Annotated in this window: 26 protein-coding genes and 1 tRNA gene; 11 read left to right on the top strand and 16 right to left on the bottom strand. The window is 60.7% G+C overall.

All coding sequences use genetic code 11. The features are described 5' to 3' along the window. Nucleotides 1–190: 190 nt before the first annotated feature. The gene (locus E2N92_RS05085; RefSeq protein ID WP_220682608.1) at nt 191–1,201 is read right to left on the bottom strand and encodes a phosphatase PAP2 family protein; all 1,011 of its coding nucleotides are present in this window, start codon (nt 1,199–1,201) and stop codon (nt 191–193) included. A gap of 395 nt (nt 1,202–1,596) precedes the next feature. Here E2N92_RS05085 and E2N92_RS05080 point away from each other — a divergent pair, with 395 nt between their 5' ends. Genes E2N92_RS05080 through E2N92_RS05070 form a run of 3 tightly spaced genes read left to right on the top strand, consistent with a single transcriptional unit; the run spans nt 1,597 to nt 4,772 of the window. Then, a complete protein-coding gene (locus tag E2N92_RS05080; protein WP_220682607.1) occupies nt 1,597–2,859 on the top strand; it encodes a COG1361 S-layer family protein in 1,263 nt (420 codons plus the stop codon). 5 nt (nt 2,860–2,864) lie between these two features. Then, complete coding sequence (locus E2N92_RS05075) at nt 2,865–4,061, top strand: ABC transporter permease (RefSeq protein ID WP_220682606.1); 1,197 nt, start codon at nt 2,865–2,867, stop codon at nt 4,059–4,061. A 3-nt stretch (nt 4,062–4,064) separates the two neighbouring features. Beyond that, nucleotides 4,065–4,772 carry an ABC transporter ATP-binding protein gene (locus E2N92_RS05070; RefSeq protein ID WP_220682605.1) on the top strand — a complete coding sequence of 236 codons (708 nt, stop codon included), beginning with the start codon at nt 4,065–4,067 and terminating at the stop codon, nt 4,770–4,772. 120 nt (nt 4,773–4,892) lie between these two features. Here the strand turns inward: E2N92_RS05070 and E2N92_RS05065 are convergent, their stop codons facing one another. After that, nucleotides 4,893–5,258: a protease inhibitor I42 family protein gene (locus E2N92_RS05065; RefSeq protein ID WP_220682604.1), complete on the bottom strand. Its 366-nt coding sequence runs from the start codon at nt 5,256–5,258 to the stop codon at nt 4,893–4,895. Nucleotides 5,259–5,432: 174 nt separating this feature from the next. Between E2N92_RS05065 and E2N92_RS05060 the strand changes: the two genes are divergently transcribed. The 3 genes from E2N92_RS05060 (at nt 5,433) to E2N92_RS05050 (ending at nt 8,684) form a co-directional block, all read left to right on the top strand. Next, complete coding sequence (locus E2N92_RS05060; protein ID WP_220682949.1) at nt 5,433–6,611, top strand: aminotransferase-like domain-containing protein; 1,179 nt, start codon at nt 5,433–5,435, stop codon at nt 6,609–6,611. A 274-nt stretch (nt 6,612–6,885) separates the two neighbouring features. Further along, a complete protein-coding gene (locus E2N92_RS05055) occupies nt 6,886–7,683 on the top strand; it encodes an ATP-binding protein (RefSeq protein ID WP_220682603.1) in 798 nt (265 codons plus the stop codon). A gap of 65 nt (nt 7,684–7,748) precedes the next feature. Next, on the top strand, nt 7,749–8,684 hold the full coding sequence (locus E2N92_RS05050; protein ID WP_220682602.1) for a DUF475 domain-containing protein: 936 nt from the start codon (nt 7,749–7,751) through the stop codon (nt 8,682–8,684). Here E2N92_RS05050 and E2N92_RS05045 read toward each other — a convergent pair. The 12 genes from E2N92_RS05045 to E2N92_RS04990 all read right to left on the bottom strand — a co-directional run bounded on the left by E2N92_RS05045 (nt 8,644) and on the right by E2N92_RS04990 (nt 20,038). Beyond that, nucleotides 8,644–9,174: a DUF6141 family protein gene (locus E2N92_RS05045; RefSeq protein WP_220682601.1), complete on the bottom strand. Its 531-nt coding sequence runs from the start codon at nt 9,172–9,174 to the stop codon at nt 8,644–8,646. The two genes, E2N92_RS05050 and E2N92_RS05045, sit on opposite strands and share 41 nt — an antisense overlap. Continuing rightward, nucleotides 9,167–9,652 (bottom strand): VOC family protein, encoded by a 486-nt coding sequence (locus tag E2N92_RS05040; protein ID WP_220682600.1) that lies wholly within the window; start codon nt 9,650–9,652, stop codon nt 9,167–9,169. Before E2N92_RS05040 ends, E2N92_RS05045 begins: the two co-directional genes overlap by 8 nt. Before the next feature lie 180 nt (nt 9,653–9,832). Beyond that, a complete protein-coding gene (locus tag E2N92_RS05035) occupies nt 9,833–10,006 on the bottom strand; it encodes a VOC family protein (protein WP_220682599.1) in 174 nt (57 codons plus the stop codon). 937 nt (nt 10,007–10,943) lie between these two features. Then, nucleotides 10,944–11,594 (bottom strand): flavodoxin family protein, encoded by a 651-nt coding sequence (locus E2N92_RS05030; protein ID WP_220682598.1) that lies wholly within the window; start codon nt 11,592–11,594, stop codon nt 10,944–10,946. Nucleotides 11,595–11,651: 57 nt separating this feature from the next. Next, entirely contained in the window at nt 11,652–12,104 is a 453-nt protein-coding gene (locus E2N92_RS05025) for a NusA-like transcription termination signal-binding factor (RefSeq protein WP_220682597.1), read from the bottom strand. Next, complete coding sequence (locus E2N92_RS05020) at nt 12,105–12,395, bottom strand: 50S ribosomal protein L30e (protein WP_220682596.1); 291 nt, start codon at nt 12,393–12,395, stop codon at nt 12,105–12,107. It lies immediately after the preceding gene. Nucleotides 12,396–12,397: 2 nt separating this feature from the next. Next, a complete protein-coding gene (gene rpoA2 / locus E2N92_RS05015) occupies nt 12,398–13,555 on the bottom strand; it encodes a DNA-directed RNA polymerase subunit A'' (RefSeq protein ID WP_425515765.1) in 1,158 nt (385 codons plus the stop codon). A gap of 14 nt (nt 13,556–13,569) precedes the next feature. Then, entirely contained in the window at nt 13,570–16,227 is a 2,658-nt protein-coding gene (locus E2N92_RS05010; protein WP_220682594.1) for a DNA-directed RNA polymerase subunit A', read from the bottom strand. A gap of 13 nt (nt 16,228–16,240) precedes the next feature. Then, a complete protein-coding gene (rpoB, locus tag E2N92_RS05005) occupies nt 16,241–18,055 on the bottom strand; it encodes a DNA-directed RNA polymerase subunit B (RefSeq protein WP_220682593.1) in 1,815 nt (604 codons plus the stop codon). Beyond that, complete coding sequence (locus E2N92_RS05000) at nt 18,052–19,623, bottom strand: DNA-directed RNA polymerase subunit B'' (RefSeq protein ID WP_220682948.1); 1,572 nt, start codon at nt 19,621–19,623, stop codon at nt 18,052–18,054. Before E2N92_RS05000 ends, rpoB begins: the two co-directional genes overlap by 4 nt. A gap of 15 nt (nt 19,624–19,638) precedes the next feature. Beyond that, nucleotides 19,639–19,890 (bottom strand): DNA-directed RNA polymerase subunit H, encoded by a 252-nt coding sequence (locus E2N92_RS04995; protein ID WP_220682592.1) that lies wholly within the window; start codon nt 19,888–19,890, stop codon nt 19,639–19,641. Nucleotides 19,891–19,964: 74 nt separating this feature from the next. Beyond that, nucleotides 19,965–20,038: transfer RNA gene (locus tag E2N92_RS04990), tRNA-Lys, on the bottom strand. Between the two features lie 135 nt (nt 20,039–20,173). On the opposite strand from E2N92_RS04990, the gene E2N92_RS04985 reads away from it, so the two are divergent. Beyond that, nucleotides 20,174–20,599: a phosphate-starvation-inducible PsiE family protein gene (locus E2N92_RS04985; RefSeq protein WP_220682591.1), complete on the top strand. Its 426-nt coding sequence runs from the start codon at nt 20,174–20,176 to the stop codon at nt 20,597–20,599. A gap of 45 nt (nt 20,600–20,644) precedes the next feature. Here the strand turns inward: E2N92_RS04985 and E2N92_RS04980 are convergent, their stop codons facing one another. Continuing rightward, on the bottom strand, nt 20,645–21,280 hold the full coding sequence (locus E2N92_RS04980; RefSeq protein ID WP_220682590.1) for a response regulator: 636 nt from the start codon (nt 21,278–21,280) through the stop codon (nt 20,645–20,647). After that, nucleotides 21,280–21,654, bottom strand: a complete 375-nt coding sequence (locus E2N92_RS04975; protein WP_220682589.1) for a roadblock/LC7 domain-containing protein — start codon at nt 21,652–21,654, stop codon at nt 21,280–21,282. The genes E2N92_RS04980 and E2N92_RS04975 overlap by 1 nt, the downstream gene beginning before the upstream one ends. A 423-nt stretch (nt 21,655–22,077) precedes the next feature. Here E2N92_RS04975 and E2N92_RS04970 point away from each other — a divergent pair, with 423 nt between their 5' ends. From E2N92_RS04970 to E2N92_RS04955, 4 genes are read left to right on the top strand one after another with little or no spacing between them, the layout of a single operon-like run. After that, on the top strand, nt 22,078–23,028 hold the full coding sequence (locus tag E2N92_RS04970; protein ID WP_220682588.1) for a hypothetical protein: 951 nt from the start codon (nt 22,078–22,080) through the stop codon (nt 23,026–23,028). Continuing rightward, nucleotides 23,021–23,614, top strand: a complete 594-nt coding sequence (locus tag E2N92_RS04965; RefSeq protein WP_220682587.1) for a hypothetical protein — start codon at nt 23,021–23,023, stop codon at nt 23,612–23,614. The genes E2N92_RS04970 and E2N92_RS04965 overlap by 8 nt, the downstream gene beginning before the upstream one ends. A 51-nt stretch (nt 23,615–23,665) precedes the next feature. After that, nucleotides 23,666–24,451, top strand: a complete 786-nt coding sequence (minD, locus tag E2N92_RS04960) for a cell division ATPase MinD (RefSeq protein WP_220682586.1) — start codon at nt 23,666–23,668, stop codon at nt 24,449–24,451. Next, the gene (locus E2N92_RS04955) at nt 24,452–24,664 is read left to right on the top strand and encodes a hypothetical protein (RefSeq protein ID WP_220682585.1); all 213 of its coding nucleotides are present in this window, start codon (nt 24,452–24,454) and stop codon (nt 24,662–24,664) included. Nucleotides 24,665–25,612: the final 948 nt, after the last annotated feature.

Below are 25,612 nucleotides of genomic sequence, written 5' to 3'. Positions count from 1 at the left end.
ATCTGGATCTATTGTGCCTGGTGAAATTTAAGTTCTCATCCGGTGCGGAGGAGAGATCCGATAGATCTGAACGCTTCTTGTGAGATAATTCCCGGAGAGTGTCCTGGAGTTTCTTTTTCCGTGAGGTCCGGGAAGAGAAGAGAGGACATGGCACCGTCAGGGGAAGATTCTGGATAGTATTTTGTTCTCCTCATCTCCGCCCCCTGTCCTCTTCCGTGCCGAGGAGCCCGAACCCGGCAAAGAGCCGCGGGGCACCTCCGGCCATCCAGAACCCGAGGGCCGCCGGGCGCAGGAGGTCGAGGAGCCAGGCCGACACACCGCCCACCCATCCGAAGGGGAGGGGGAGGGTGAGGGCCGCCCAGATGAGGGCGGCAAGGGCCATCCCGAGGAGATAGCGGGCGGCCCGCACCCTGAGCCTCCCGCCCACCCCAAAGTCGGTCCCGGTCCAGATCGCTCCGCTCCCGATCCCGAAGAGCGTGCCGGCGGCAAAGAGGGCCGGGGTCATCGAGTAGGGATCGATGGCGAGCGCCGCCGGAAGACCCGAGGTCGCCGTCGCCGTATCGATCCACGCCGCCGGGAGGGGTTCCCGGAGGCAGAGGACGGCCACCGCCGCAGGGACCACCAGGGCGGCCGCCCCGATGAGGAGGGCCGCGATCTTCGCGGGCCAGGGGGCGCCCGTCGTCCATGCCGAGACCGGCCTCTCCAGCATGAGGAACCCGACGAGGAGCACGGCCCCTACCGCCCAGCCGGCCAGGACATCTCCGGGATAATGGACGCCGAGGACGATCCTTGAGAGCCCGGTGAGGAGGACGAGCGCCGTCGCCCCGGCCACCGCCCACCGCTTCCACCCGGTCCAGGCAGCGAGGAGCCCCCAGAAGGGGACGGCGTTCTGGGCATGCCCGGAGGGCATCGAGAAGGAAGGATGGGCAGCAAGGGGGTGCACCGCGGTGCTCACCCAGTACGGACGCGGGGTGGCGAGGAGGAGTTTCGCGCTCGTGTTGATCCCCACCGAGATCGCAAGCAGGAGACCGAGCCGCAGCCCCAGGCGAGGGCTGACACACCAGTAGATGAGGGGGAGAAGGAGGAGAAAGAACGCCGCCGCCCCGGTGAAGGAGACCGCTGTCCAGAACGGTCCGGCCCATCCGAGATATGCCTGGGTGTCGAGGACGATCCCGGTTCCGTCAGGCGGAGCGCCAATCATCGTTCCGGGTTTCGCGGTGAGATGTGATATGGGTTGTCCTCTCTTCCCCACGGCAAGGACAGGGGAAGAGGCGAGATCGAAGAGTGCGAAGATCAAGGTCGGCGTGAGATCAGGGGGCAGTGCCCCCGACGTGAGTGACGAAGGAAGGCAGACCGATCAGAGGTGCCGCCCACAGAAAGCATAAAGAATGGTTCCTTGCTCTCTCCTGCCGGGGGGTTTGCACCCCCCGGACCCCCCACGACGAAGATAGCCGAGGGGCGGCGAAAGAATGATCTCTCCCGGTCATGAGAAAAGGGATCCCTCAAAATCTCGAAACGCTGATCAAAGCAATTTTCATCCCGTATGCTTGAACCCGGGGTTCATGCCCGATTCTACAGAACCAACAAAACCATAATATGTCGTCCTCCCGATCCCGGTGTGGGGGGAGTTCCACGGATCACCGCATACCGCTGCTGATCATACTTGCCGTCCTCTGCCTGGTCTTCCATGCGGCCGCCGACGAACCGACGGTGATCGTCACGAATGCCACGCTCACTCCCCGGGTGCTGATGCCCGGCGACGAGGGGACGATCACCGTCACCCTGACCAACACCGCAAAAGAGGCGGTCAGGACCAGTTCGGACTCTTCGGCCGGTCCGGGGACCGAGACCAGGACCGAGACGACGAGCACGGCCATCAACGCCTATGTCGAGAGCGTCACCCTCAAGGGCGAGGGGCTTCAGGTGTTGAACGGGGCCTACGGCCAGGTCGGCGAGGTCGGTCCCGGTCAGTCGGTCACTCTCACCTTCCTGGTCAGGGCCCCGGCCGAGGAGGGGATCTATTTTCCCGAGGCCTGGGTGCGGGTCCAGGGGGCGCGGAGCGTGAAGTTCCCGGTTCCCGTGAATGTGAACTCGGCCTATGCCGTCATCAAGAGACCGGCGATCACGGTGGCCAGGACCGTTCCCGACGAGGTGGTTCCCGGGGAGTCCTTCTCCCTCGGTCTTGTCCTCACGAATGTCGGCGGGGCCAGGGCCCGCGACCTCTCGGTCCGGGTCTCGCCCAACGACTCTCTCGTCTCCCTCACTCCTGAAAACTATTACTTCGAGTCGCTCGAACCCGACGAGAAAATCGGGCTCAACCTCTCCTTCTCGACCGACCGGAAGACCCCGACCGGCATCCAGCAGGTCCCGCTCGCCGTCACCTACCGCGCCCCCGACACCACGGAGACGAAGATGAACGAGAGCGTCGGGGTGCAGGTGAAGGGGCGGGCCGAGATGGGGATCGCCTCCCTCTCCACCGACCCGCCCCGCCTTGCCGCCGGCGACCCCTTCACCCTCATCATCAGGATCGAGAACACCGGCACCGACGACGCCAACTCGGTGCGGGCGACGGTCGATCTCCCCTATGAGGGGAACAAAGAGGCCTTCGTCGGGACGATCGAGCCCGACAACGACGCTCCGGCGGTCTTCCTTCTCAGGGCCGGCGAGGCCGGCGACCGGCCCTACCGGTTGACCATTACCTACCAGGACGACCGGGGAGAGCATCTCGCCGAAGAGAACCTCAGTCTTACCGTCGAGGCCACCGACCGGTCAGGACTTTTCGTCGCCGTCGTCGTCCTCGTCGTGGCGGCGGTCGGAGTCTTTCTCTGGATGAGACGGCGCACGCGTGAGGAGGAGTGAAGACGATGAGTCTCTCGGTCTCGCTCTTCCTGGCGATGCGGGCGGTGCAGCGCGGGAACCGGTGGACCTTCTTCCTGACCGTGGCGATCATCGCCCTCGTCTTTGTCAACCTGGTCTTCCTCCCCTCCATCATTCTCGGGGTCATCGATATCTTCGATCGCCAGTCGGTCGACTACACCTACGGCGATCTGGTCATCGAGCCGCGGGAGGACGACCTCTACATCGACGAGGTATCCTGCCTCACGCACCGGGTCGACCGGGTGCCGGGCGTCGCCGGCACCTCGCCGCGGATCCTGGTCGGGGCGACCATCGCGTACAGGGGCACCTCGCTCGCCACCTCGGTCGTCGGGTTTCGGCCGAGCGAAGAACGGGAGGTGACGCAGATCGCCTCCAGGGTCGTGGACGGTGAGTTCCTCTCCGACGGCGACAAGGACCAGGTCCTCCTCGGCACCCTCCTTGCAGGCAACGAGGACGAGACCAAGGACAAGATCGACTCGCTGGGCGGGGTGCAGGTCGGCGACACGGTCACGGTCACCTTCGGGAACGGGGTGACCAGGGACCTGCGGGTGAAGGGGATCATCGAGACCCAGGCAGTCGGGGTGGACGCCCAGGCCTATGTCACGACGCAGGAGATCGAGGAGGTCTACGGCCTCTCGGACCAGGCCTCCCAGGTGCTGGTCAGGCTGACCGAGCCCGGTACCGAGGCCGAGATGAAGGTCACCCTCCTGAGTTACGGCGTCCAGGAGGAGGTCAAGACCTTCAGGGAGAAGGCGCAGGGGTTTGTGAAGGACGCCATCGGGAGTTTCGACATCATCAACGCCATCTCGACCCTGGTCTCCCTGATCATCGCCATCGTCGTCATCTTCATCATCATCTTCATCAACACCGTCAACAAGCGCAAGCAGATCGGGATCCTCAAGGCGATCGGGATCGAGCGGCAGGTGATCATCACCTCGTACGTCGCCCAGGTCGCCTTCATCGCTCTCCTGGGTACGGCGGTCGGGTGTGCCCTCACCGCCGCCCTCTTCCTGTACCTCACCGCCAACCCCCTGGTCTTTCCGGGCGGCGAGGTGCGGCCGGTGGTCGGTGCCTGGATCATCGCCCGGAGTATCCTCGGGCTCTTTGCCGTCTCGCTCGTCGCCGGGTATGTCCCGGCATGGCTGACCACCAGGGAGGAGATCCTGGATGCGATCCGGGGGTAGGAGATGATCGTCGTCACCGACCTTGCCAGAACCTACATGATGGGGAAAGTCGCGGTCCATGCATTGCGCGGGGTCTCCTTCACCATCGGGAGCGGCGAGTTCGTCGGGATCATGGGGCCGTCGGGCTCTGGCAAGTCGACCCTCCTCCATGCCCTCGGCCTCCTCGACCGCCCGACCGCCGGCACCATCGCGATCGACGGGACCGATGTCCTCGCCCTCTCTGAGCGGCAGAAGACGAGGTTCCGGCTGCACCGTCTGGGCTATGTCTTCCAGGACTATGCCCTCATGCCCGAACTGACCGTGGAGGAGAACGTTTTTCTCCCGGCCCTCGTCGCCGGGATGCACAAGGAGGAGGCGGTCAAGGTGAGCGCGGAGATCCTGGCCGAAGTGGGGCTGTGGGAGCGGCGGGGTCACCTCCAGAGCGAACTCTCGGGCGGCGAGCAGCAGCGGGTGGCCATCGCCCGCGCCCTGGTGAACAACCCCTCCATCCTCTTTGCCGACGAACCGTGCGCCAACCTCGACACCACCACCTCGAGGACGATCCTCGACCTCTTCGAGCGCCTCAACGAGGAACGCGGCCAGACGATCGTGATGGTCACCCACGAGGACTGGCATATCGATTATCTCTGCCGGGTGATCTACCTGAAGGACGGGCTGATCGAGCGGACCGAGGAGTGCGTGCCGAGAAGAAGACGGAAGGATTTGTTGTGAGAGGGGTGAGGCAGCGTCGGCGGGGGCGATTACTCTTCCTGAGGTCGTCTCCCTTCAACCATGCCTATCCGGATCCCATCTTCTTTTCTAAGATCTGTCTCTCACCTTCCGGCGCCCTCCTCAGACCGCCCTGATGGTCAGCACGAACTGTTTTTCCGCCTTCGTCTCGGGATCCCATGCCCCGACCAGGAAGGCCCTGAAGGTGAAGGTGCCGGAGGAGAGAGGCTCGACCGTCCACTCCTGTGTCCCCGGCATGGTCTGTTCGTCGGTGATGACGAGGCCGTCGCTGAGGTCGGTCCGCCACTGGTTCCCTGAGATGGTGTCGTACGGGAGGGTGATGACCACCCGCCCGCCCGAGGCGACCGTGACCGTGCTCCCGTTCTCTTCTTCGCCGACCCTGACCATGTCCGGTGCCCCCATGCACCCGGCGGCGCCGAGGGCGAGGGCAAGGATCAGGAGAGCGACGGTCATGACCGGATACTTCATCGACCGGCATCGGCCTCCGGAAGGGATAAACGTTGTGACGACTCCCATAGCGGGATATGTTTTTGGTCTCTCTCCTCGAATCTGTGAAATACGTCCTGCCACGGCGCCCTGACCTGAGAATATGGAGAGTTCAGGTGTGTCCGGGGAGAATATGGACTGGAGATAAGGATCATGATGAGCTATCGTTTTGCAGACCGGATGTACAAGGCGCCTGAATCATTTATCGAAGAACTCTTCAGGGTCTCGGGAGAACCCGGCGTCATCTCCTTTGCCGGTGGCCTCCCGGACGGTTCGCTCATCGACGTGGACGGGATCGCCCGCGTCACCCGCGAGGTGCTGGACGAGGAGGGGCAGTGCGCCCTCCAGTATTCGACGACCGACGGTTACCTGCCGCTGCGGGAGTTCATCGCAGAACGATACCGGCAACGCCTCGGCCTTCCGGCCACCGCCTCGGAGATTCAGATCGTCAACGGTTCCCAGCAGTGCCTCGACCTGGTGGCCAAGATCTTCCTCGACCCCGGCGACGTCGTGGGGGTGGAGCGGCCCGGATACCTCGGGGCCATCGAGGCCTTCTCGATGTACGGGCCCGAGTTCCATGCCGTGCCTCTCGAAGAGGACGGGCCTGATCTGGATGCCTTCGAGGCGATGGTCACGGAGAAGGCTCCCAAGTTCTTCTACGGGATCCCCAACTCCCAGAACCCCTCGGGCCTCACGTACTCGCAGGAGAAGCGCCGTGCCGTCGCCGGGATCCTCGAAGATTCGGGGACGGTCTTCTACGAGGACGACGCCTTCGGAGAACTCTTCTTCGACGGCCAACCCCGTCTTCCGGTGAAGAAGTATCTCCCCGACGGTGCGCTCATCTCAGGCTCATTCTCCAAGATCGTCGCGCCGGGGATGCGGATCGGATGGATCTACGCCCCTGCCCCCATCCTGAAGCAGTTCAATGTCGCCAAACAGGCGGCCGACCTCCACTCGAACTTCTTCTGCCAGATGATCCTCCACCGCTACCTCACCCGGACCGACCTCGACGCCCATGTCAGGAGGGTCTCTGCGATCTATGGCGAACGTTGCCGGCTGATGTGCGACCTTCTCGACGACCGCTTCCCCGCCGGCGTCACCCACACCACCCCGCAGGGGGGGATGTTCATGCTGGTCACGCTGCCCGAGGGCGTCTCCTCGATGGACGTCTTCTATGCCGGGGTGAAGGAGGGTGTCGCCGTCCTGCCGGGTGTCCCCTTCTACGCAAACGGCGGCGGGGAGAATACTATCCGCCTGAACTTCTCCAATGCCGACGAGGCGAGCATCAAAGAAGGGATGGAAAGGCTCGCTCGCGTCATCAGGGCCTTTTTATAGCCCTGAAGCATTTTTTTAATCCTCTCCCGAGACCCGATCCCGGCCCCAAGAGTTATTGCCGAGGAGCGGTATGGAATACCCGGAGTTACAGAGGGGGAATGGACGATGGGGATAAAAATGGAGATTTTTGTTGCCGGCTGATCCCGGTTTCACAAGATGAAGGGTTGTGTCTCTCCCTGATGAAGGCAGCGTCTGCCCGGTCTGAAGAGGGGAGCGTCCATGTTTGTCGAGACGGATCCGGGAAGACGAATGAGCGGAATCCGGGGCCGGGACCATGATCGAGAAGGACGGGATCCAGCGGGCGTTCGATGTCATGAGGAACGTGGTCAGGGAAGAGGAGAAGGGGCTCAGGCTCCTCGTCACCGGCAGGGTGGGCACGGGCAGGACCGCCCTTGTCGCCCTCCTTGCCCATCTCTTTGTCATGCAGGGCCTGGAGGTGCTCGCCGTGGACGCCGATCCGGAGCGGCGTCTTGCCGCGTCCCTGGGGCATCCTCCCGGGGCCGGGATCGTGCCGCCGCTCCTGCATGGAGGTGCAGTGGAGGAGGATGCGGGCGGGACCGGTACGCTCCTGCACCTCCGACCCGGCCTCCCGGATACCCCGGAGCACTCTGCAGTACGGCTCGGCGAGCGTCTCACCCTGTTTGAGGCGGGGAGCACCTGTCCCGGAGGAATGATCGGTGAGTTCGTCCGCCGGACACAGGGGGTGGTCCTCCTCGACACCCTTGCCGGGGTGGAGCACCTCGGGCGGGCGGTGGCGGAGGGGTTTTCCAGGGCGCTTGTGATGGCGGATCCTTCGCAGAGCGCTCTCTCCGTCGCTCTCCGGGCGGCCGTCTTCGCCCGCGCCCTCGGGATCGGAGACATTCACCTGGTCGTGAACCGGGTCTGCGGTGAGACCGACCTGGAGGAGGTGGGGCGTGCCGTCGGCCCCTGCCATCTCTTTACCACGATCACGTACCTGCCGTACGACGAGGCGGTGTGCCGGGCCGGCCCGGCCGTCACCTCCCTCCTCGGAGAGGAGACGCCCTTCATGGCCGGGGTGCGGGGGATATGCCGGGTTCTGACGATCCGATGACCCGGCGTACCATCTCCCGTCGTCCCCCTTTATCGTCTCAGAGATCCATCTCCCCGTGATCGCCCATGCTCGACCTCCTCGGGATCGTCCTCACGGTGGCGGGCCTCTGTCTTTTCGAGACCATCTCCTCCATCGACAACGCCATCATCAACGCCGAGGTACTCGGGACGATGGGGGAGCGGGCCAGGCGCTGGTTCCTTCTCTGGGGTCTGCTTCTTGCGGTATTTGTGGTGCGGGGCGTCCTGCCCTGGCTCATCGTCTGGGCGACGACCCCGGCCCTCGGCCCGGTCGGGGCGCTCACCGCCACCTTCTCCGACGACCCGGCGGTGGCCGGGGCGATCGAGGAGTCGGCACCCATCCTTCTTGCCTTCGGCGGGACATTCCTGGTCTTTCTCTTTCTCCACTGGATCTTTCTCGAACCCAAGGAGTTCGGGCTGCGGGGCGAACGCTACTTTGCCGAGAAGGGCGTCTGGTTCTATGCCGCTGTCTCGGTGGCCCTTGCCGTCATCGTCTGGTTTGCGATCAACCGCCAACCACTCATGGCCTTCGGCGCGGTCATGGGCTCGACGGCATTTTTTATCGTGCAGGGGTTCCGGAACAACGCCGAACTCAAAGAACAGCAACTGAAAGAGGCACAACTCTCTGACATCTCGAAGATCTTCTACCTCGAGGTGATCGACGCTACCTTCTCCATCGACGGCGTCCTCGGCGCCTTTGCCTTCACCTTCTCGGTTCCCCTGATCATTCTCGGCAACGGGATCGGGGCCGTGGTGGTGCGGCAGGTGACCGTCGGGAACATCGAAAGGATCAGGCGCTATGTCTTCCTCAAGAACGGAGCGATGTACTCCATACTCTGTCTGGGCCTGGTGATGCTCCTCGACGCCTTCGGGCTGCATATCCCTTCGTACGTCTCGCCGGTCGTCACCTTTGCCGTCGTCGGTTACTTCATGTATAAGTCGGTCAGGCTTGTGAGGTACATGGACATGCGGGAGCACCCCTGACTGTCCGCCCCGCGGCAACGAGCACCTCCGGCTCCCGGCTCCCGAGGAGGATCATACGCCCGTCTCTCAGATGTACTCGCACCCCGCGGTTGCCCCCGGTGGTGTAGGCCCTCCGGTTCCGGCCGCCCCACCTGATCCCCCACCCTCCGAACTCGGCCAGGGGGCGGTAGGTGCAGGCCTCCATGTCCCTGATCTCCACCCAGGGGATCACCCTGAAGGTGAGGTGAAGCGGGAAGAGTCGGTAATAGATCCCATCCTCCCGCATCTCGACCGTGAGGGTCATGACGAGAGCGAAGAGAGGGAAGAGCAGGCCGAAGATGACGAAGATGAGGACGACCACTTCGTCGGGAGCAGGATTGGTCCCGAAGGGCACGCCAAGGAAGAGTTGCTGCACCGCCGACCACCAGGCCAGCGCAGTGATCCCGATGACGATCAGCCAGATCAGGGGATGGGAGAGGTGTTGCACCTCCCTGAACCTCACCTCAGTCACAGCACTCTCCGCGGAGGAACGCCGCGACCACCGGTCCGGGGAGGAAGGTCCGCTCTGCGATCTCCGCCTCGGAGAGCCCCTCGTTGGCGAGGCGGAGGACCACCGCGTCCATCGGTTCGGCCACCTCGATCAGGTGGCCGTCAGGGTCGTAGAACCGCACCGCCAACTGGGCCCAGGGCTGTTCGGTGAGAGGGTGGAGGAACCTGACCCCGGCCGCCCCGGCGCGGCGTGCCACCTCCCTGATCTCTCTCGTCTCGAAGTACACCTCCATTCGTGGAGCCCCCTCGTCTGCCGCCATCTTCCCCTCAAAGAGGAGGTCGTTCACGTACCCTCGCTCCCAGAGGGCAAGTCCCCCGACAAACCCGACATTCACCCCCAGGTCCAGGCTCACCTCCTGTTCCAGGACGTTGATATAGAATTCCTTTGCACGCTCAATGTCCCTGACAAAGAGGACCGGGCCCCTGAATGCGATCTCCATGAATGTCCCTCTTCGCCGGGCGAGATAAAACGATCGAATTTGCAGAATCAGGCATGAACCAGGAACATGCCTCAGTCACACCACTCTCCACACAGGAACGCCGTGACCACCGGGTCGGGAAGAGTGGGCCGCTCTGCAATCTCTGCCTCTGAGAGTCCTTCGTCTACCGGAAGTTTTCCCTCAAAAGAGGAGGTTATTCATGTATCTCCACTCCCAGAGAGCAAGACCTCCGACGAATTCGACATTCGCCCCCATATCTATTTTGATCTCCTGTCCCAGGACTTCGATGTAGAATTCGGCATGAACCCCCGGCTCAAGCATACGGGATGAAAATTTCATAGTGCAGGTCTCCATGGTGTGAGATGATCCTTGATCCTTCTCCTCGTGACAGGGGAAAGGGCAGAGATCTCTTGACCTGCCGCCCCTCGGCTATCTTCGTCGTGGGGGGTCCGGGGGGTTTCCCCCCGGCGTGAGATGGCGGGGAAGATTCTACGATGGGGGGCGGCCCATCAGATCATCGTGGGGCCGGCGATGGAACACGATCCCCCCGATTCTCCTTTCTTGAAAAGAGAGAGAGCAAGTGACGAGAAATTTTCATCACGTATGCTTGAACCCGACGTTCATGCCCGATTCTACAAAACCCAGGGAACATTATGTCTCGTTCGATCACCAGGTCCACCGCGAGGAGACAACGAAGACAGACGCCCCGACCAACGACGACGGACCCGACCTTTCTATCCTCGCGCCCGGTTTGCACCCGCGGGTGCAAACGTGGTGGTCGATGAAAAAAACCCTATCCTCACCTGGATCTGTGTACAGAGTACATAGAGAGAAGTGTGTACAGCTACCCCCGATAATTTGCACACGATCCGGAGAACACCCGGCACCGGCGATCATGAGGCAGGTCTCTCCGGCCGTGATCCGGGCGCGAGTGCAAACGACCGGGAGTAAGGCGCATGCATGCTCCGATCATCGAACGAAGGCTTTCGGCGAGATATCGCCTGATGCAAACCGGGTGCAAACCGGGCGCGAAGAAAAAAATGACTCTCTGGACCGGTAGAATTTTTCATGAGGGGAAAGCACGCCTCATCCTTACGAACGAGGAGCGAATCGAAGTCGAGCATCATGCCACCACTCGGCTATCTTCGTCGTGGGGGGTCCGGAGATTTTCCCCCAGCGCGAGATGGCAGGAAATATTCTACGATTGGGGGCGGCCGTTCTCATCAAAGTGCCTTCCCACATCTCATCGAAGACCGACACCCCCCTTCCGTCCGGCATTCCAGGGAAGACCTCACCGGCTGACCGCCCTCGCCTCCTCGTCGAGCGCCTTCAGGTTCGTCGGGATCGGGTGCTCCTTCAGGAGTCCGGCCATGAACGCGAGGTTGTGGACCATGTAGCGGACCGTCCGGTTGGTGTACAGGTGGCGGTCGCCCCCGGCCTCGATATAACTCGGCCCTGGCCCCGCGTCTCCCACCCAGTAGCAGTCGGCATTCGGCGGGACGGTGCAACCCAGATGGGTGAGGTTGAAGAGCGTGTGGGCCGCCACCGTGTGGGCCCCGTCCTCGTTGCCGGTGACGATCACCCCGGCCACCTTCCCGTACAGGGGGTACTGCCCGCTCCCGGGGTCGCCCTCGGCATAGGTTCCGTCCAGACGCTCGATGACCAGCTGAGCCACCGATGACCTGACCCCGAACCAGATCGGCGACCCGATCACCAGGATATCACAGTCTTTGATCTTTTGGAGGATCCGCGCCCACTCGTCACCATCCCCCTCGTCCGACGACGTCCCGAACCTGACGGCATAGTCGGTGACCCGCACCACCTCGCTCTCCACCTCCAGGTCATGGAAGATCGCCGCGGCCTTGCGGATCAACGCCTCGGTGTTCGAGACCTCAGGGGAGTATTTCAGGGTGCAGTTGAGAAAGAGCGCCTTCAGTACCATGACGGCACAGGTGCCGCTCCGCTATATAGACGATCCGGTCGTCAGAAAAAAAGAAGCTTAGAAGCCCTCGTCGTCCTGCACGAGCTGCACATCTCCGATGCTGTGCTGCCGTGCTGCGAGCTTCTTTGCCTTGAAAATGTTCTTGCCCTCCTTCCCGATGGCAAGACCGCGTTCTTCGGCCTTTACGTCCACATACGCAACCGTCCCGACCTCTTCATCCTCTTCGAAAGCGACAGAAGTGACCTGGGCGGGCAGGAAACAGTTCTTGATGAACTGTTCGGGCTCGTCCGAGTACTCGACGACCTCGATCCTCTTGCCGAAGACCTCGGACGCCTTCTTGATCGTCGAACCCCGCTTCCCGATTGCAAGCCCCATATCGCCAGGATTGATGACAAATATGATCCGGTCGTTCCGCTCGTCGACGATACAGTCGCGGCTCCCGGCGCCGGTCATGTTCTCGAACTGGGAGATCAACCGCATGCAGTCTTCGGTAATTTTAATTTCCGCCATTTAGGCCCTCTTGATGCTGAGGATGTCGGACTCACCCGCGTCTACAATGGCGAGTGCGCTGACAACAAACGGCTTTCCGCATGCTTTCCCGAGCTGGACACCTGAATCATTGTAGACATATGTCTCGACGTCCTCGCGGCCCAGCATGGCCTCTTTGAACGCTGCAGGGCAGTTCTTTGCGACGACTACGAGTTTGGCCTTCCCTGCCTTGACACACTCTTCGGTCGAGTTCTGCCCAAGGAAGACCTCTCCGGTTTTTATAGCTCTTCTTAAAGACTCGTTAAAGTCCATTTTTAATTCTCCTGGTGTAAGGGTTTTGCAATCAACTTGACGTCCCCGGTCCCGAGCTGGATCGGCTGGCCGACGATGACGTTCTCGGTCACGCCGTTGAGGATATCGGTCTCATGGGCGACCGCCGCATCGAGGAGGTGGTTGACCGTCACCTCGAAGGCTGCACGCGAAAGGACGCTCTCCTTCTCGCCTGCGATCCCGTGCCTCCCGATCTGCTTGACCTCGCCGTCCATGCACATCATATCTGCAATGAGCATGATGTGGCGCACATCGACCGAGATACCCTGTTCGCCCAGGGTGTTCTTCATCTCGTCGATGATCGCGTTTCGTGCCGCTTCGATCCCGAGAATCTGGGAGATCTCGTTGATATTGTTTGTGCGGGTACGGGTGGTGTCGACACCCACGACCTCGAACACGTCTTTTAGGTTGGAGCCTTCAGTATAAAGTATATACTCTCCCTTCTCTTTCCGAACGACGACCCGCTCGATGTCGTCGATCCCCTGCACGATCACGCCTCTGACATGCTCGGCAAGCTGGAAGAGATTCTGGTAACTCTCGTTTTTGGGGTAGAAGGTGATCCTCGCCTCGGCGACGTCCGAGTCGGACTCGAAGTCCCGGTAGTGGCGGCGGTCCTTGATCTTCTGCGGAGCCCGCTCCATGATCTCCTCCACCGAGATCTTGCGCTTGTCGCAGACCGCGGGGTTCAGCCGCATCTCCACCTTCATGTTGGCCATGTCGGTGACGATGTCGCCGAATTCGTGGAGCGGCGCCGCCTCGATCTGCCAGGAGACCTCACGGGCCCTGTCACGGTCCGAGGCATACTCCGGCTGGAGATAGATGGTCATCGTCGGGGTGGACGGTTCCTTGCGGGCGTCCATGATCTCGATGAGACGCGGGAGACCGAGGGTAACGTTGATCTCGGCCACACCCGCGTAGTGGAACGTACGCATCGTCATCTGCGTACCGGGCTCGCCCAGGGACTGGGCTGCGATGATCCCGCAGGCCTCGCAGGGCTCGATCCTGGTCCGTGTGTATTCTTTGGTGATCCCGTTCATGATCGTCTCGAACTGTTCAGGGGTCAACTCCTTGTCTTCGAGGTACTTGATCATGTCGTTTTTGGTACTGTCGGGGACATCGGCCGCTTCGATGGTGGCCCGCATCGCTTCGTCCATCATCAGATCTCCTCCTTGAGTACGTTCTCGATTACGCCTTTCACGTCCACCGGTTCACCATAGTTGCTCTTTGTCGGGTCGGTCCCGTCCTCGCCGAACTTGAACTGGAGGATCCGCCCGCCGGTCGTCCGCACCGACCGGTCATACTCGACCTTGAGGTCCTGGAGAGCGTTGATCATCCGCCGCTGCAGGTACCCGCTCTGCGACGTCCTGACCGCCGTATCGACCAGACCTTCACGCCCACCGATGGCATGGAAGAAGAACTCGGTCGGGTTGAGCCCGGTCTTGTACGAAGACCTGACAAACCCGTGGGCCCCGGCACCCCGGTCGCCGCGCTTGAAGTGCGGCAGGGTCCGCTGGTCGTACCCACGCACGATACGCTCACCACGGACAGACTGCTGCCCGACACAACCGGCCATCTGGGTCAGGTTCAGGATCGAACCACGAGCACCGGAGACCGCCATCACCACAGCACTGTTTGAGAGACCCAGGTGTCTGGACGCGATCTCACCGGTGCGGTCACGAGCCTTGCCGAGCACCTGCATGATCTGCATCTCCAGGGTCTCCTCCTCGGTACGGCCCGGCATCGGTTCGAGTTGCCCTTCCTCGTAGATCTGGATCCGCCGACGGACGTCGTCCTCGGCCTTGTCGAGCATCTCGTAGATGAGCCCGTACTCGGTCTTGGACAGATCTTCGTCGTCGATACCGAACGAGAACCCGTCGTGCATGATACCGCGGATGGAGAGCCGGGTCACGTCGTTGATGAACTGCGCGCCCCGCTTCTGGGAGTACTGGCGGATGATCCGGTTGACGATCTCACCGTCGAAAGCGCCGATCGCCTTTTTATCGATGGTGCCGGTGATGAGTTCGCCGTCTTTGATCCTGACATAGGCGTCACGTTCGCACATCTCCCGCTTGCAGACCTCACAGTGCTCGCAGGAGGAGGCCTTGAAGATCATGTTGATCTTATCCGGGAGGATCATCGAGAAGACCTGCTTGTTTGTCCAGTAGGGCTTCCCATCCTCGACCTTTTCAGGCTCGGGGAGGTGGTCGAACTCGACGTTCCGCAGCATATAGAGGGTCTCGCTCTTGTCGAACCACCGCTTTGTGTGGGTCAGGAGGAAGATCCCTGAAATGTGATCGTGGATGCCGCCGATGATCGGTCCGCCGAAACGCGGCGAGCGGATGTTCTCCTGGACATTGACCAGGATCTCGGCCTCGGCCCGCGCCTCCTCGGTCTGCGGGACGTGGAGGTTCATCTCGTCGCCATCGAAGTCGGCGTTGTACGGGGGACAGACCGCCGGGTTTAACCTGAACGTCTTGCCGTCCATGACCTTGATGTGATGGGCCATGATCGACATCCGGTGCAGGGAAGGCTGACGGTTGAAGAGGACGAGGTCGCCGTCCTGCATCTGCCGCTCGACCGTCCAGCCGGGCTCGAGCTGCTCGGCGACGTCCTCTTTGTTCTCATCGGAGAGACGGATACGCCGCTGGTCCGGGCGGATGACATAGTTAGCGCCCGGCGGGTCGGTGAGGAGCTTGCGTACGGGGCCGTTCAGGACATATGACCTGGCCACCTCGATGTTCTGCGACGTGACCGGGACCGGAACCGACATCTCGTTGGCGATGGCCAGCGGTACCCCGACCTCGTTCACCCTGAGGTACGGGCTTGGCGAGATGACCGTACGGGCCGAGAAGTTCACACGCTTCCCTGAGAGCGAACCCCTGAACCGTCCGTCCTTCCCCTTCAGACGCTGTGAAAGCGTCTTGAGAGGACGACCGGACCGGTGGCGTGCCGGCGGGCACCCGGCCACCTCGTTGTCCATGTAGGTGGTCACATGGTACTGAAGGAGTTCCCAGAGATCCTCGATGATCAGCTGCGGGGCACCGGCGTCCTGGTTCTCCTTGAAACGCTGGTTGATCCTGATGATATCGACGAGTTTGTGGGTCAGGTCGTCCTCGGACCGCTGTCCGTTCTCCAGGATGATCGACGGCCGCATCGTCACCGGCGGGACCGGGAGCACGGTCAGGATCGTCCACTCGGGCCGCGCCACCGTCGGGTCGATCCCGAGGAGGCGGAGGTCGTCGTCAGGGATCCGCTCGAGCCTGGCACGGATGTCGGCCGGGGTGAGTTTGTGCTCTTCCTTCTTCTCCTTCCCGGCGTCGTCGACGGTGACGACGACTTCCGAGAAGGTCGTCGGTTTCTCGAAGTTGACCTTCAGCTGCTGCTCGCCGCAGTACGGGCAGACCCGTTCTTTCTTGATATCTTTCTCGGTGACCAGTTCGCCGATGACGTCCTCTTTTTCGTCCCCGACGATCCTGGTGATCTCCTCGGGCGAGAGGAGAAGCCTGCCGCAGCTGCGGCAGGTGACTCGCAGGAGTTTCCTGATCAGCCGGGTGTATCCGACGTGGATTACCGGCTTTGCGAGTTCGATATGGCCGAAGTGGCCGGGGCAGTCGCTTGCTTTCTGGCCACAGGTCTTGCATCGCATCCCCGGGTCGATGACTCCGAGGTGGAGGTCCATCAACCCCTGTGAATAGGGATAACCGTCGTCGTCATAGGTATCGGCCCAGATGATCTTCCTGACCGATACCTGGCGGATCTCCTTCGGCGAGAGCAGGCCGAACTCGATCTTTCCAACTCTCTTCGGGCTTGTCATCTCCTCATCCCCCCTATACCATGTCTTCCAGCCGCATCCTGGGTGCGATGCCCATGCTCTTCATCTCGTCGAGGAGAAGTTTGAATGCATAACTCATTTCTACAGGGTAGATATCGGTCTCGCTGTCGCAGTTGAGGCACCGGGTCACGTTGCGCTTGCGGTCGACCATCGCGATCATCCCACACTTGGCGCAGACGTACTGCTCGACCTTGTCGGACTCATCGAGCAGCCGTTCCTTGAGGGCCATGGCGGCGCCGTGTCCGATCATCACGTCGCGCTCCATCTCACCGAACCTGAGACCACCCTCGCGGGCACGCCCTTCGGTCGGCTGCCTGGTGAGCACCTGGATCGGGCCGCGGGACCGGGCGTGCATCTTCGAGGATACCATGTGGTAGAGTTTCTGGTAGTAGATGACCCCGACGTAGATGTCGGCATGGAAGTGCTTGCCGGTGTAGCCGTCGTACATCACTTCACGGCCGGTGTGCGAGAACCCGAGTCTCTTGAGGGCCTCGCGCATGTCCTCTTCCTTCTCGCCGCGGAAGGGCGTGGCGTCGATCCGCCGGCCTTCCAGGGCACCGACCTTGCCGCCGAGCATCTCGAGCATATGCCCGATGGTCATCCGGCTCGGGACGGCGTGCGGGTTGATGACGAGGTCGGGAGCGATCCCGGCCTCGGTGAAGGGCATGTCCTCCTGTGGAACGATCCAGCCGACGACACCCTTCTGCCCGTGCCTGGACGCGAACTTGTCGCCCACTTCAGGCACCCTGAGGTCGCGGGTCCGCACCTTGACGAGACGGGCCGAGTTCTCGCCCTCGGTGATGATCACCGTGTCTACGATCCCGTGCTCGTTGCTGCGCATCGTCACCGAGGTGTCGCGCCGCTTCTCGACGGCGATCAGTTCGCCGCTCGGTTCCTCGAGGAACCGCGGCGGCGAGGTCTTCCCGATGAGGACGTCCTTCTCGCGCACGACGGTCTCGGGGTTGATGATCCCGTCGTCGTCGAGGTTCTGGTAGTACTCCGCACCGTGAGCGCCCGAGACCTCTTCGTCCGGGATCTCGATCCGGTCCACCTGGCCGCCCGGATACCGCCGCTCTTCGCCCTCGTAGGTTCTGAAGAAGTGGGATCTGCCAAGGCCGCGCTCGATGGAGGCCTTGTTGAAGATGAGGGCGTCCTCGATATTGTACCCTTCGTACGAGAGAATGCCCACGACGAAGTTCTGGCCGGCTGGCCGTTCGTCAGAGCCGATCAGGTCGGAGGCCTGGGTGTAGACCATCGGCTTCTGGGCGTAGTGGAGGAAGTTGGCCCTGGTGTCGGGACGCAGTTTCATGTTGGCGGTCGCGAAGCCCAGGGCCTGCTTGACCATGCCTGCACCCATCGTAACACGTGGTGATGCGTTGTGTTCAGGGAAAGGAACGTGCGCCGCCCCGATCCCGAGAATCAGTGAGGGATCGATCTCGAGGTGAGTGTGTTCGGGGGTGACCCCGTCCTCGGTGATCGCGATGAAGAGGTTCTCCTCCTCCTCGGCGTCGACGAACTCGATGACCCCCTGTTTGATCAGGTCGCCGAAGGTCTCTTCCCTGTTCTCAACCTGTGCAAGGTCTTCGTTGGTGATAAGGGGCTTGCCGTCCTTGAGAACGATGAGGGGGCGGCGCGCCCGGCCGCGGTCGGTGTTGATGACCACATCGCCGTTGAACTCCTCGAAGGCGATGTTCACCTCGGGGGAGATCGCGCCGTGTCGGCGCATCGCTCTGGCCTTGTCGACGAGTTCTTTCGGGTTTTCGACCAGCCCGATGAGCGAACCGTCAAGGAATACGCGTGATTTCTTCACTGTTGCTCACCTCCGATCCCGAGGGTCAGCGGTTCGACGCCGAGGTTGTAAAAGATGTTCTTGACCTCCTCTGTATTGTCATAGCCTTTCGAGATCTCTACCATCTGTGCAAAGTTCTTCACAAGACCACAGTTCGGACCTTCCGGGGTCTCGGACGGACAGATCCGTCCCCACTGGGTCGGGTGCAGGTCACGGGCCTCGAAGTGGGGCTGTGACCTGGACAGCGGCGAGATGACGCGGCGCAGGTGCGAGAGCACGCTCATCCGGTCGGTCCGGTCCATCAACTGGGAGACGCCGGTCCGCCCGCCGACCCAGTTCCCTGTAGCCAGGGGGTGAAGGAGCCGTTCGGTGAGCACGTCGGCCCTGACCGCGGTCGAGATCGAGAGGTCGCGGTGGCGCATGCTCGCCCGCTCGAGCTGGTACTTGATGTCTCTGGTGAGGCGGTTGAGGGAGATCCTGAAGAGGTCTTCCATCAGGTCGCCGGCGAGTTTGAGCCGCTTGTTCGAGTAGTGGTCTTTGTCGTCGACCTTCCGCCGCCCGAGGACGAGGTCGAAGCATGCCTCGGCCATGCGGCCGAGATAATGGGCCTTTGCGAGTCTGACGCTCTCGACGGTCTTTTCGTAGCCTTCGTCACCCTCTTTGAGGTTCTCAGGCATCAGGTAGTTGAGGTGCGGCAGGAGATAGGAGTCGAGGACGAACTCGGCCCGCCGACGCTGGTATTCCTTCGTCTGGTTGGGCGCGAGTTTCTTGCCCACATACATGACGCCGCTCTCGACTGAGTCGCATTCGGACTCCTCGAGGTTCTGCATCATGTAGGTGAGGATCTCCTCGTCGGTCGAGACGGCCTCCACGATCTCCCGGTCGGTCCCCAGGCCGAGGGCCCGCATCAGGTCGACGAAGCGGAGGTGCCCGGCGACCGATGGGAACGAGACTTCGAGGAGGTTCTTCTTGTTTTTCTCAACGACGACGAGTGCACGGTAGCCGCGGTACTGCGAGAAGACCTTCGCCACGTAGATCCGTTCGTTGTACCGCTCGGTGAACTCGGTCATGATCTTGTTGGAGGCAAGGTCCTCGAGGGTCATCAGCACCCGTTCAGAACCGTTCACGATGAAGTAACCGCCCGGATCGTACGGATCCTCGCCGTGGTCAGCCTGCTCGTCTCTGGAGACCTCCGAGAGGTTGCAGGCCATCGATCCGACCATGATGGGCAACTGCCCGATTGTCGTTGTGATGGGTTCGCCGCGGATGTCTCCCTGGACCAGCGTCATGTCCAGTTCGAGCGGCGCCGCATAGGTGAGATTGCGCAGGCGCGCCTCGGTGGGGAAGAGCGTGCTCTGTGAACCGTCGGCCTCCCTGACCATCGGTTTCTTAACACGGATCGTTCCGAGTTCGACCCAGACCGCCTCGCTGTTCTTGCCTCTGTTCTCGATGTCGGTCTCGATGATGCGCTGTTCGTCCACGACCTTCTGGAGGTTGTGTTCAAGGAAATGATTGAACGAGTCCAGCTGGTGGCGGGCGACATGATCGCCTGAGAAGTATGCCCGCGATAAAATACTTCTGTCTAACAGGTTTATCCGCCCCGGTTATTTTTTCGGTCTCTTGACCACGTACCGATACGACTCGGCAAGTCCTGCTGTCTGACTTTTCCGAATAATCCTGATGACGTCTCCGGTTGTTGCCTCGATTGACTTCACTGCCGGATCGTCGCCGTAGATCCGTGGCAGTTGTTCGAGCGTGATCTGGTAACGGGACAGCAGTTCCGCAACCTCTCCTTCGCTCATTTTCTGGTGATCCGGCACCATATCGTGCTCTATAACATTAAATCTGGTGCTCAATTTTTGTCCCCCGGGTGAGAAAGAGTCAAGTTCAGGTTATCACCACGTAAAAACCACAGTCTGCGCCATGGAAGCGGGCCTAGAGGGATTTGAACCCCCGACCACCTGGTTAAAAGCCAGGCGCTCTACCTAACTGAGCTATGGGCCCAATGTCCAGACAGCACTATTACAATGTTTTCAGAGCAGATAAGGCTTTCGGGACCGTACGGTCATACGCTCCCGACTGCACACGTCTCTATGGGGAGTGATAAGATTTAATTGCTCCGATCTGCAATATCGGCTGATGAAAAACGGAGATGAGTGTCATCCGGGCATGGGGTGGGCGATACGCGCGATCATGGGGGTCAATTCGGCCATCTACCTGGTGATCGCCGCGGTGCTCTCTCTCCTTGCGGTCATTTCGCTCTACGATGTTGCACTCCGGTTTTTCGTCATCCTGGACGGGGGGTCGATGACCGAAGGGGTGCTTGCGGTCCTGCATGCGCTCCTGGTTACGATCATCATCATCGAGATTCTCGAGACAGTGACGGCCTACTTCAGAACCTGCCGGCTCCAGGTCAGGCCGATCCTCATCGCGGGCCTCACCGCGATGGTGCGCAAGATCCTGGTCTATGGGCTGGAACCGCTTGATGTCTATGATGTGGCCGGGACGGTGGCCATCATCGCGGTGCTGTCGCTGGCTGTTGCGCTGATCGGAAAAGAAAAATAGGGCGGCCGGACCCGGCACGGTGTTGCCGGCCTCTGCTGAATACTTTTATTGGATCTGTTTCTGCTGGAGGGCCTCGATATCTTCCTTGATCTGTTTGAGTCTGCCTTCCTGGAACCTGATGCTGTTCTCCATATTCTTGATTGCAAGCGAGATCTTCTCACTCGCTTTGGAGTCTTTGATATTGTAGGTGGTCTCGAGGATGCGCAGCAGCCGGGTGTTCACGTCGACGCCCTTGGCAAGTCTGGCATATTCGTCGACGAGGTGTCGATCCAGGCCGACCTGCTGCGCGCGTTCGACGTCGTTTCGAATCACCTCGCGGCGCTGGAGCACCCGTTCGATCGCCTCGTAGAGTTCGCGGTGGGTGATCGGTTTGAGAATATAGTCCTCGATGTACGACCCGTAGCCTTCGGCTTCGTCGGGGGTCAATTGCTTGGCGGTCAGCATCAGCACCGGGATTTCTCTGGTCGCCGGGTTGATCTTGATGTTCTCGAGGGTCTCCCATCCGTCCATCGGTTCCATCATGATGTCGAGGAGGATGAGGTCGGGTGTCATCGTTTTGAGGATTTCAAGCCCTTCTTCTCCGCTGTACGCTGCAATCGCACGGTATCCTCCGCGCTCCAGCATCGTGACGAAGACATCGACGATGAACGGGCTGTCGTCGATGACCATGACTGAATACATCACAGTACCTCCGCGATCTCGCGCGCGATCTCTGTCAGAGCCGTGTAGGCCGCTTCCTGGTCGGTGTCATCTTTGAGTATTGCGGCGATAAGCGTCCGTTCCCCGGCGCTGATCACCATCATCAGTGCGCCCTCGCTGGTGGCTACGATCTTCTGCGGGGCGGGGACGTGTGCGATGCTGGCGGCTGCTTCGGCGGATGCCAGGAGCGTCGCGCTCATGGCAGCAAAAGAGGGTACTGATATGTCGTCGGAAAATGCCTTGCCCATCAGGATTCCGTCTCTGGAGGAGAGGACACAGGCCCGGACGCCCTCCACTCCCATGATGTCCTTGATGAACCGGTTGATCCTCTCCTTCAATCCCAGTTGTTCTGTCATGCCCACCTTACCTTGCCTCTGCTCATATAACATATTTTGCTTTCTCTTGGTGCTAGTATGGGGCGTCCTTCTCGATAAAGGGTGCTCAAATTCCCCTTCCCGGAACTCTCAGTGATATTTGTTGAAATTTTTCGGATTTTTTGTCTTTGTAAGGTGAATGGGTGGATCGGCCTGCTCCATATCCGTTTTCGGTTTGAAAACCTTCTTTTTTAATGTCTGAACTTCTGTCCGGCCGTATCGTGGATAGGCATATTTTTAAATCCAAATTCTTACCATTTCGAAGTCATATATATTTTGTTCTATTTCGCCCAATTAACGTATATTTATAATATCTACAAACACTTCAACCTAGTAATGGATATTCCGAGAGGTAACTTCTCTTCCATCAGACGCGATATACCTTTATCTTCCGTACTCGCTGAGATGGCAGAGACCTCCTTCTCAGGCCATGCGATGGTGAACCATGAGGGTGCCTCGATCTCGCTGGTGTTCTCGGAAGGTACCTGTATCCTTGCCGAGTATCTGGACCATCAGGGCACGCCTGCATGGGAGGCGGTCAGGAATCTCGGGGACGGCCCGGTTGAGGTGGCCCTCTATCTCCTGAGCGGGCCGCAGATCCGTCTGGCGGCCGAGTTCAATGCAAAGGCCTCGGTCTCGCGTTCGGAGGTGCCGCCCCCCCCGGTCCGCCCTGCCGACACCCGCAAAGTCGAACCTCTGCCGGCGGGGGGGAAGGCCACTCGCCTTCAGGTGCCCAGGGGGTGCTTCGTTGAGATCAGACGGAATGAGCCCGGTCTGGAGATACTTGAGGGTCTGAACCATTCTGGTTTCACGGGATATGCCATTTTTAACTCTGGTTCCGACAGCTTTACCCTCGTCTTCTCGGGAGGTCTCTGTGTCCTCGCCGGCGGGGGGTGCGAGCACGGCGCCCCGGTGATCGGAAAGGTCAGGGAGATGAAGGACCCCGGCGAGGTGGCTCTCTACTCCCTGACGGCGCCGCAACTCGCCCTTGCCCGCGAGTTCAATCAGGGATGTCAGGTCGGGGACGACCGGCAGCCGCCCGTCCCCCGCCCGGCCCCGCCCGTGCGCAGGCGCGAGGTGGGGGATGCACCCCAACCCGCGCCCTCTGTTCCAAAGGATGCAGGTCGTGGGCCCGTGCCGGGGAAACGTGTAGAGGGGGAGCGACACACCCGGGCGCCTGCAGAGATGCCGCGTGAGGATCCTGTTCTCAGGGATCTGGCCGCTCTGGATGAGATTGACACCGACCAGATGGCGGCCGATCTGAAGGGCAGTTACGTCTCGATACTCGATCGCCTGGAACTCGGTCATCTTGTAGGGGAAAACAAGGAAAAAGGAGTGAAGAAAGAGTATGGATGACGGAACAACGCTTGTTGTTTTGGGGGAGATCATTGTCGTCCTTCTCACCCTGATCGGGGTGGGCATCGCGGCGTGTGTGCTCCAGATGGTCAGAGTCAGGGGTCTTCTCGAAGAGGTCAGGGTCGACAATCAGGAGCGCCAGCAGGCCGGGCTTCTGCGGGAGATCGTCGGGGGGACGGCCCAGGCCCCGGTGGATATGTTCAAACTTTTCAAGCATATCCAGCGTTCCCGTGAGGTCGAATGGGAGAAGCCCCCCCTTGAGATCGAACTCATCAGGGGGCGTGCCGATATTATGGAGAGCATGAAGGCGCTCTGTGAGAAGTATTATCTTGACGCCTTTACGATCTCGACCGACGACGGTCTTGTCGTCGCCTCTTCTGGGGGAGACGCAGCGTCGGATGCCGCGAAGTACAGTTATGTCTTCTCCGAGGGCAGGCTCCCCGACGACCCGACGGTGATGCTCTTCGGTATCCAGCACAAGGGCTCCAGTCTGGTCGGGATCCTGCACACCGAGCACAACATTCCTGAGACGTGGGTACAGGACATGGAGCACGATGCCGTGGAGGTGCTGCAGCAGTGGCTGTAGGGCCGTACCTGGTACCCGCACGACGAGAGACAGAAACAGGCGAGGAATGAGATGATCAAAGCGTATACGATTGCTTCAGGCAAGGGCGGAACGGGCAAGACGACCATGACGGTCAATCTCGGGACGGCGCTCGCACAACTTGGCAAGGAAACCTATATCCTCGACGCCGATGTGGGCATGGCAAACATCGGGATCCTCCTCGGGCTCGAGAACGTCCCGGTCACCCTCCATGAGGTGCTTGCCGGAAAGGCGACCGTCGAAGAAGCGGCCTACGAGGGTCCTGCCGGCCTGAAGGTCGTGCCCTGTGGGATATCGCTTCAGGGTTTCCAGGACGCCAACCCCGACCGCCTCCGCGAGGTGATGCACGATCTTGTCAACCGGTGCGACTATCTCCTCATCGACGCTCCGGCGGGCATCAGCAGGGACGGGGTGGTCCCGCTCGCGATCGCCGACGAGGTAATCCTTGTCGTCAACCCGGAGCTCTCCTCGATTGTCGACGGGCTGAAGACCAAGATCCTGACCGAACTGGTCGGGGGGAATGTCAGGTATGCGATCATCAACCGGGCCGGGCGAGACAATGTCGATTTTGTCGAGCGCAAGATCGAGAAGTCGCTGGGGGTCCAGTCCCTGGGTGCCGTCCCGGAAGACACGTTTGTCCGTGAGTCGGCGGCCTATAAGACGCCGATCGTGATCAAACACCCGACCAGTCCGGCTTCGAGGGCGATCAAGAGGATCGCCGCAGAGATCGCAGGCTGTGAGTATCATGACGACGGCGCGGTGGAGCGTGAAGGTTTCATTGAGCGTCTTGCAAGAACACTGTTCAGGGGGAAAAACTAGATGGCAGCAGAAGCATTTGGGATGGATGGAATTCTCCTCATCATTCTTGGTATCGTGATCGTCATCCAGCTCTTTATCATGTACATCATGTACGTCAGGATCCAGCAACTCCTCCATGAGGTGGACATCCTTGGGAGCAGGATGCAGATTACCGACAGCGAACTCGAAGCGCTTACGAAAAACGTGGAAAAATTCAAGCAGCTCAGGATCTGAGCGGTGTGCCTTTCAGGGGGCACTCATCTTTTTTGGGTTTGTAGTTTTGTAGAATCGGGCATGAACCCGGGGTTCAGGCATATGCGATGAAAATATTCTGAGCAGCGCTTCAGCGTGTGGGCGGATCCCTTTCAATCGCGACAGGGTATCTTGAAGATGGGGTTTCATCGCCGCCTCCCGGCGCGAGACGGCGGTGATGAATCTGCGATGCGGGCGGCACGTCTGATCATCACGCCTTCCCCCATGAATCGCGCCGGGTGTCCTGCCCCCGGACTCCCGGGATGAAGAGGGGGCGGGGAAGGCAGAGGACAGAATTAGAGGTCATCCCAAAACTCTCCGGCCTTGATATGTGACGAGAAGACGTTTCAGAAGTACGGCGTCGTTCAAGAGATTGCTGCCGCCCCTTGGCTATCTTCGTCGTGGGGGGTCCGGGGGGTCTCCCCCCGGCGGGAGAGAGCAAGGAAACACGCTTTCTTCTCTCGGTGGGCGGCACGGCTGATCAGTCCAGATACTTTTGGGATATGCTCTTATTCAGAGGGGGTATTATTTTCTCTGCGTATCGCCCGTGAGAGATCCTGAAGAGGGCCGGTCATCATCTAAATCTGGAGAGTCGATCATCGGGATCATTTTCATGGTAATTCGGCATGAACCCCGGGTTCAAGCATATGGGGTTGAACATTGCTCTGGGCAGCGTTTCAGGGCCTGTAGGGATCCCTCTCCTCGCGACAGGGGAAACCCCTCAATCGCCGCCCTCGCCCATCTTCATCGTGGGTAGGTCCGTGGATGGCCGGTCCCCCGGTAAAATCGTCGAGCCAGGGGTATCTGCAGAGCAGGGTCTTTGGTATCCTGCGTTCCAGACGTTGGGAAGGCCAGCGCACCCCAAAACTTTGCCGGGCATGGGTGCCGGACGGAAGAGTACATATATCGTGAGGTCGAATAGTAATGAGT

Source organism: Methanofollis formosanus (genome assembly GCF_019633745.1).
GTDB lineage: Archaea > Halobacteriota > Methanomicrobia > Methanomicrobiales > Methanofollaceae > Methanofollis > Methanofollis formosanus.
The sequence above is the reverse complement of the archived record's forward strand: the minus strand, read 5'-3'. Positions and strand labels throughout refer to the sequence as shown.

Excerpts from the sequence above, each read along its gene's own strand:
- E2N92_RS05030 (WP_220682598.1), bottom strand. The coding sequence starts at position 11,594 with ATGGTACTGAAGGCGCTCTTTCTCAACTGCACCCTGAAATACTCCCCT.
- E2N92_RS04965 (WP_220682587.1), top strand. The coding sequence starts at position 23,021 with ATGGATGACGGAACAACGCTTGTTGTTTTGGGGGAGATCATTGTCGTC.
- E2N92_RS05010 (WP_220682594.1), bottom strand. The coding sequence starts at position 16,227 with ATGACAAGCCCGAAGAGAGTTGGAAAGATCGAGTTCGGCCTGCTCTCG.
- E2N92_RS05080 (WP_220682607.1), top strand. The coding sequence starts at position 1,597 with ATGTCGTCCTCCCGATCCCGGTGTGGGGGGAGTTCCACGGATCACCGC.
- E2N92_RS04975 (WP_220682589.1), bottom strand. The coding sequence starts at position 21,654 with ATGACAGAACAACTGGGATTGAAGGAGAGGATCAACCGGTTCATCAAG.
- E2N92_RS05065 (WP_220682604.1), bottom strand. The coding sequence starts at position 5,258 with ATGAAGTATCCGGTCATGACCGTCGCTCTCCTGATCCTTGCCCTCGCC.
- E2N92_RS05085 (WP_220682608.1), bottom strand. The coding sequence starts at position 1,201 with ATGATTGGCGCTCCGCCTGACGGAACCGGGATCGTCCTCGACACCCAG.
- E2N92_RS05070 (WP_220682605.1), top strand. The coding sequence starts at position 4,065 with ATGATCGTCGTCACCGACCTTGCCAGAACCTACATGATGGGGAAAGTC.
- E2N92_RS05075 (WP_220682606.1), top strand. The coding sequence starts at position 2,865 with ATGAGTCTCTCGGTCTCGCTCTTCCTGGCGATGCGGGCGGTGCAGCGC.
- E2N92_RS05050 (WP_220682602.1), top strand. The coding sequence starts at position 7,749 with ATGCTCGACCTCCTCGGGATCGTCCTCACGGTGGCGGGCCTCTGTCTT.
- E2N92_RS05035 (WP_220682599.1), bottom strand. The coding sequence starts at position 10,006 with ATGGAGACCTGCACTATGAAATTTTCATCCCGTATGCTTGAGCCGGGG.
- E2N92_RS05040 (WP_220682600.1), bottom strand. The coding sequence starts at position 9,652 with ATGGAGATCGCATTCAGGGGCCCGGTCCTCTTTGTCAGGGACATTGAG.
- E2N92_RS04955 (WP_220682585.1), top strand. The coding sequence starts at position 24,452 with ATGGCAGCAGAAGCATTTGGGATGGATGGAATTCTCCTCATCATTCTT.
- E2N92_RS04985 (WP_220682591.1), top strand. The coding sequence starts at position 20,174 with ATGAAAAACGGAGATGAGTGTCATCCGGGCATGGGGTGGGCGATACGC.
- E2N92_RS04970 (WP_220682588.1), top strand. The coding sequence starts at position 22,078 with ATGGCAGAGACCTCCTTCTCAGGCCATGCGATGGTGAACCATGAGGGT.
- minD (WP_220682586.1), top strand. The coding sequence starts at position 23,666 with ATGATCAAAGCGTATACGATTGCTTCAGGCAAGGGCGGAACGGGCAAG.
- rpoA2 (WP_425515765.1), bottom strand. The coding sequence starts at position 13,555 with ATGCGGGCCACCATCGAAGCGGCCGATGTCCCCGACAGTACCAAAAAC.
- E2N92_RS05025 (WP_220682597.1), bottom strand. The coding sequence starts at position 12,104 with ATGGCGGAAATTAAAATTACCGAAGACTGCATGCGGTTGATCTCCCAG.
- E2N92_RS04980 (WP_220682590.1), bottom strand. The coding sequence starts at position 21,280 with ATGTATTCAGTCATGGTCATCGACGACAGCCCGTTCATCGTCGATGTC.
- E2N92_RS05060 (WP_220682949.1), top strand. The coding sequence starts at position 5,433 with ATGAGCTATCGTTTTGCAGACCGGATGTACAAGGCGCCTGAATCATTT.
- E2N92_RS05055 (WP_220682603.1), top strand. The coding sequence starts at position 6,886 with ATGATCGAGAAGGACGGGATCCAGCGGGCGTTCGATGTCATGAGGAAC.
- E2N92_RS05020 (WP_220682596.1), bottom strand. The coding sequence starts at position 12,395 with ATGGACTTTAACGAGTCTTTAAGAAGAGCTATAAAAACCGGAGAGGTC.